The sequence below is a fragment of the Streptomyces sp. 15-116A genome, from assembly GCF_025290915.1.
Taxonomy (GTDB): domain Bacteria; phylum Actinomycetota; class Actinomycetes; order Streptomycetales; family Streptomycetaceae; genus Streptomyces.
Genome location: NZ_JAOCQE010000344.1, coordinates 1 through 5,757 on the forward strand (window position 1 = coordinate 1; position 5,757 = coordinate 5,757).

Sequence of the window (5,757 nt, forward strand, 5' to 3'; positions counted from 1 at the left end):
CGATGGCGCGGGCCGCCGCGGCCGGCTGCGGGCCGGAACCGCGCTCATCGCCCGCGGCGAGTTCTCCGTCGTCATCATCGGCCTCGCCGCCCCCACGGACGACCGCCTCGGAGCCCTGGTCACCACCTACGTGATGCTGCTGGCCGTGGGCGGGCCCCTGCTCACCCGCTTCGCGCCCACCCGCCCGGCACCGCCACGCAGGACAGCACCGGGGGGCGGCCGGCCGGGCGCTGTCAGCGCTGCCCACCCCTCGCCCGCACCACCGCCACGGGGCAGTCAGCGTGGTGCAACAGGGCCTGACTGACCGACCCCAGCAGCAGCCCCGCGAAACCGCCCCGCCCTCGGGCGCCGACCACCACCAGCTGGGCGGACCGGCTCGCCTCGATCAACGCCTCCCGCGTCCCACCCTGCACGACCTTGTGCTCCACCACGACATCCGGGTACCGCTCCTGGTGCCCGGCGAGCGCCTCCGCCAACAGCCGCTCCTCCTCCCCGGCCAGTGCACCCGGCGGATTCGCGTACGGCATCGACGCGTCCTTCGGTGGGGGCAGCGGCGCGTTCCACGTGGTCCACGCGTGCAACGCCACCAGCGGCGCCTTGCGCAGGGCAGCCTCGGCGAACGCGAACTCCACCGCCTGCTCACCCGCGGCGGAACCGTCGACGCCTACCACGACAGGACCGCCTTCGTGGGGCTGTTCGCGCACCACCAGCACCGGGCAGCGGCCGTGCGCCGCCAGATGGACCGCCGTCGACCCCACCAGCAGCCCGACAAACCCGCCCATCCCCCGAGAGCCGACCACCACCAGCTCCGCGCCACGCGACTGCGACTCCAGCACCGTCAACGGCTCACCGGTCACCACGACATGACTGACCTCGACCTCCGGTGCCGTCACCCGCGCCCGCTCCACCGCCTCGCGCACCAGACGGTCGGCCATGTTCCGCAGCCCGCCCTCCGGCGGGCCCACCGGCGACGGCCCCAGGGGCACGTGCATCGCAGGCCAGAAGAACGCGTGCACCACCCGCAACCCCGCCCCACGCAACCGCGCCTCCCGCGCCGCCGCCTCCACCGCGGCCAGCCCCGAAGCCGACCCGTCCACACCGACGACCACCAACCCGCCCACCGTGCCTCCTTCGTTCGAACATCTGGGTTCCTATCCCCAGGTTTGCCTGGCACGCGTCCTGCCGCCATGGGACCTGTAGGCCAATGGCAGGGCCGATCGGCGCTTCCCGCCAGCCGCAGGAGTGTGCGTCCGAGGACGGCCTCCCCGGCCCTGTGCCGCCCCGGCAGCCTGCGGCCATGCCGCCCCGCGACATGAGCTGCCCCGTGTTTCGTAGAGTCCGGGATCTTGTTTCAGGCGGACTGCGGGGTGGCGGTGTGCAGCCCTGCCCTTGGGGCGACGGGCCGCAGCGCGAGCAGCGCTGCCCCTGTCGCCGCCATCAGCAGTAGGCACATCAGGACTAGGGAGAACACTCCGATTGGGGGCATGCCGTGTGCACTCGACAACACGGCAATCCCTGCAGCCGGCAGGCCACCGGCTACTCCGCACAACGCCGTTGCCTTGCATCCGCCCGCTGCACCTCGACGAAGGCGCGTTCAGCGTGTCCTCGCAGCCGCTCCATCTCCGCCGGAATATTGCCTGGCTCGTGCATGCCGCCCCCACATCCCTCTGTGGCCGTCGCCTGCTTGTCATGGCAGTTGCCAGCCTGCTCTCGACTGCCGAAGAGTGATGCCTACCTCAGGGCACGAGGAGCGGTAGCTTCCTCACTCCACGGCCTTCGAGGTCTTTGCTCACCGGCTGACGCTCATCGCTTTGATCACGGTCCGGTACACAAGTGCCGCCGTAGCGGACTTCGCCGTCTCGCATTCGTGGGTAGATCGCTCGGCCGCACGGTTTCTGTCGCTGTGGATCCACCGTCCTGCTCGGTGGAAGGCCCATTCTTGGAGGCGTAACGTTTTCGCCCGAACCCTCCCGGGCGGTCACCGCAGCGCCTATTGAAGAAGCTCGTCTTCGCCCCGGGCGGGCTGCCGGTGCACCGCGCCTGCCGGTCGACCCCAGACCGCTCGGCGGCTCCGACCCGTGTGACCCGGGTACCCAAAGACATCAGCCGCGCCGAACTCCTCAAGAGAATCGAAGCGTTGCGGAAGCGCGACCCAAAAATGAAGTCGGGCGTGGCGCATGTGCAGCCCGCTGGCCGCCCCAAGCCGCCGACAGCGCCACACCGCGGCAAGCGGGTGGTTGCCCCGCCCCAGCCGTACTACGGCGTAGAGATGAAGTTCATCGACGGCCGGTGGGTACAGATGCACCCTGACTCCGAATAGTGACCACACTCAGACGTACGAGGCCGACCCGCTGTGCCGCCCTGTCGGGTGCGGGGAGCGAGCTGAGGAAACGCGCGGTCATCCGGTAGTTCCACGATCCCTTGGGACGGGCCGTGCAGCTCGTCCAGCGACTCCGGCGGACGGCGGCGGAACTTCTCCCGGTACAGCGCGAGGTCCTTGGCGTCGCGGCGAGACGTCCCTCGGGGTGGGTGCGGGGTGTTCGCCGCTGGATTCGGGATCAGCGAGTCCACCGCCCCCGCCTACACCAGCGCGGTCGTCGACCTGCTCGCCGAACGTGCACCGGGCCTGTTGAAGACGCTCCGCGGGCACGAACCCGACGTCGTCCTGCTCGACGGCACCCTCGCCGAGTGCGACCAGGTCGGCAACGGCCGGGCCGCACCCACCACCTGACCGCCGCCCGCACCCACCGGATCATCTGGATCTGCGAGCGCCAGGGTATTCCCATCCTGGCGGATCTTGTCTACCAGGGCGGTGGACTCTGGCTGACCACAGGCATCAAACGCAGGCGACCGAGTGGTGGGTGAGGTGACGAACTCCGACCGGCGTCCGCTGCGGGCTCGTGCGGGTGAGCCGGCCGGGGTTCTGTACGGCTGTACGGGCCGGGGTCTCCGTCAGCGCGGGCGGCGGATGCGGATGGGGCCGCGGGCGTCGATTTCCGTGACGGGGCGGCCGGACTGGGTGACCTCGGCCTTGCCGGCCGCCGCCAGGCTCCAGGCCGCTCGCCGGGCTGGTTCCATCAGAGCTCGCCAGCCTTCGTCGTCGCCTTCGTAGGCCTCGCGCGCCGCGTCGGAGGGGCAGATCGAAGACGTGGCGGCACGCCGCTCCAGCAGGTTCATGATGACCTGCTCCAGTCGCTGGGTGAGCTGCCGGTCCGTCTCCGCCACGTCATCCAGTGTCGCACCCTTCGCAAGGGCGGGCGACGCTTGCCTCCCCACGGAACTCTCCTGGTCAGATGCCAGACCGACGGCTCACGGTGTTCCCGGGTGCGTCGACTCCGCCAGGGCCTCCGCCTCGTGATAGTGCTCGGTGACCGTCGTGAACTCGCGTGTGCAGGTGGCCTCGTCCAGCGCGGTACAGAAGGGCGTATCGCTGTACGAGGTGCAGCACCTGCTGGGCTTGAGAACTATCAGACAACTCAGCGGTACGTTCACCTCGCGCCCGATGCCCACCAGGCGGTTCTCGGCGCGTGGATTCGGCTCGCATCGCAGCTCGTCGTGCCCACAGACGCCGTCCCTGAGTCGCGCCGGTGCTCGCTCTTGCCGGCACGCCATAGGGCGCATGACTGGCCGGAGATTCTGGACTGCCTGAAGTGACCGTTCCCCTGAGGCGGTCAGGCGGTCAGGGGGTGCGGTAGCCCGCCGGTGGGCGCGCTCCCGGCGCCTCCGTTCCGTTACGCACGGTGGGCCGTGTGGCGGCCCGCGTCGACCGCTGCGTACAGGTCGCGCCAGGCTGTGGCCAGGCGGTGGGCGTGTTCGGCTTCCAGTGTTCGGGCGAGCTCGTCGGCTTCGATGCCGAGGTGCTCCAGGCGGGTCCATACCTCGGTGGCCGCCTGGTGGCGGCCCATCAGGGTGTCGCCGCTCAGGGGCAGGTGGTGGGCGGCCGCCACCAGGGTGGGCAGGGGCATCGCGGTGATCGTGCCCCAGGTGACGAGCCGTTCCACGTACCGGGTGGGGGGTGCGGGTGGGCCGGGCTCGGTGCCGCACGTCCACATCAGACGCTGCGGGTGGGCGCCCGCGGCCGCCAGGGAGCGCCAGTCGGCGCCGCCGAACCAGTCGTCGTACAGCCGGTAGAAGTGGCGGGCCCGCGCCACGGCGGCCTGGCCGCGCAGCGCCAGTGCGTCCGGGGTGCCCAGTCGCTCCAGCCGGGCGTCGACCTCGGCGTCCAGCAGGCCCACCGGCAGCGAGACGACCGAGCAGAGCGCCGAGAGCCGCCGCCCGTCGGCCAGCGCCCGCCGGAGTCCTTGCCCGTAGGCGTCGAGCACCTCGCGGTAGCGGGCCACCGAGAAGACCGCCGTCACGTGGACCGGGAAGCCCTCCCCGACGCACTCCCTGATCGCGGCGATTCCCTCGGCCGTGGCCGGCAGCTTGACCATCGCGTTCGGCCTGTTCACCGCGCGCAGCGCCTGCTCCGCCTCCGCCACGGCCGACTCCGCGTCGTGGGCGAGGCGCGGGTCCAGGTCCATCGACACCAGGCCGTCCAGGCCCCGCGTCGCCTCGTACACCGGCCGGAGTTCGTCGCACGCCCACCGGACGTCGTACGCCGCCACCGCGCGTACGGCGTCGGCGGCGCAGATGTCGTCGGAGGCCAGGCCCGCCAGCTGCTCCCGGTAGGCGTCGTCGGTCTCGACCGCCGCCGCCAGCGCGGCCGGGTCGGACGTCGCGCCCCGGACCCCCGTGCGCGTGATGAGCCGGGTCAGGCAGCCGGAGGCCAGATGGCCGCGGGTGAGTCCGTCCAGCCAGGGCGAGACGCCCTCCGCGACCAGTTCGTCCAGCTCCAGCACGCCCGGTTGCCTCTGGCGGTCGGACATGGCGGGTCGTCACTCCTTGCTGAAACGTCGCGAGTTCAAGCGTCTGCGTCAGGCTATTCGCCTGGACCCGAGATGAACTACGGGTGACGTGGCACATTGGCGCAAAGTGGTTCCGTCATCGACTTGATGAAGTAGCGGCTATTTGACGAAGTGCGCCGGACGCCATTGGGCCCGCACCGGCTTTCGATACAGGATCGGAGCGAACAGCCGGCCCGAGGTCCGGCACGGCCACTCCGTCACTCCGTCTGCCGAGGGAGCACCGCGTGCGTGACCCACTCCGCCGTCCTCGACGGCCCCGCACGGGACCTGTCCGCATCCCGTACGCGGACCGGTGCCGAACGCCCGTCACCTGGGCGAACGTCCTGTTGTCCCTTGCCCCGCCCGGTCGGGGATCCCGGGGCGGGCGTGCGAACGGCCCCTCGGCGCCCGGCCGTGCCGGGCCGCGCGCCGTGCCTCGTTCCGCGCGCACGGGCCCGTAACGGCCCTTCCGGGTATTCCGGCCCCGCCGTTCATGCCGGAAGACCCGGGAAACATCACTTGCCGACCGGTAAGTCAATTGCGGAGCGCGGGCGGGGCGGGGTGGGACGCGGCGGGGCTGCGGCGCATTGTCCGCCCCGCTGCGGGATCCGTCGCAAAGGCAGTAATTCCCGTACCGCGGAGGTCCCTTGCCCTATCCCACGACCAGAACCGTCCCCTGAGCCGTAACCAGAACCGTCGCTAGAGCCACACCTACAGCCACCCCCAGAGACATCCCCACAGCCACCCCCCACAGCCACCCCCCAGAGCCATCGCGCGTGCCGGGCCACGCGGCCGTCGTCGCGACCCGGCGCGCGGACGGGCACCCCCGCACGGACCCGCGGCGGCGCCGCTCGTGCGGCTGTCCGATGAC

At 71.4% G+C, this 5,757-nt stretch carries 4 protein-coding genes and 2 pseudogenes; 3 read left to right on the plus strand and 3 right to left on the minus strand.

Going from position 1 to position 5,757, the window contains the following annotated elements:
- A pseudogene (locus tag N4P33_RS31680) lies at positions 1–304 on the plus strand (cation:proton antiporter); the annotation flags it as partial.
- Here N4P33_RS31680 and N4P33_RS31685 read toward each other — a convergent pair.
- Entirely contained in the window at positions 234–1,121 is an 888-nt protein-coding gene (locus tag N4P33_RS31685; protein WP_260830394.1) for a universal stress protein, read from the minus strand. The pseudogene N4P33_RS31680 and the gene N4P33_RS31685 overlap by 71 nt on opposite strands.
- An 872-nt stretch (positions 1,122–1,993) precedes the next feature.
- Between N4P33_RS31685 and N4P33_RS31690 the strand changes: the two genes are divergently transcribed.
- On the plus strand, positions 1,994–2,320 hold the full coding sequence (locus N4P33_RS31690; RefSeq protein WP_260830395.1) for a hypothetical protein: 327 nt from the start codon (positions 1,994–1,996) through the stop codon (positions 2,318–2,320).
- A 222-nt stretch (positions 2,321–2,542) separates the two neighbouring features.
- Positions 2,543–2,847 (plus strand): annotated as a pseudogene (locus tag N4P33_RS31695) (IS5/IS1182 family transposase); the annotation flags it as partial.
- A 105-nt stretch (positions 2,848–2,952) separates the two neighbouring features.
- On the opposite strand, the gene N4P33_RS31700 reads toward N4P33_RS31695, so the two are convergent.
- Positions 2,953–3,225, minus strand: a complete 273-nt coding sequence (locus N4P33_RS31700) for a DUF3253 domain-containing protein (RefSeq protein ID WP_260830396.1) — start codon at positions 3,223–3,225, stop codon at positions 2,953–2,955.
- Positions 3,226–3,731: 506 nt separating this feature from the next.
- Positions 3,732–4,868, minus strand: a complete 1,137-nt coding sequence (gene tal / locus N4P33_RS31705) for a transaldolase (RefSeq protein ID WP_260830397.1) — start codon at positions 4,866–4,868, stop codon at positions 3,732–3,734.
- Between the last annotated feature and the right edge of the window lie 889 nt (positions 4,869–5,757).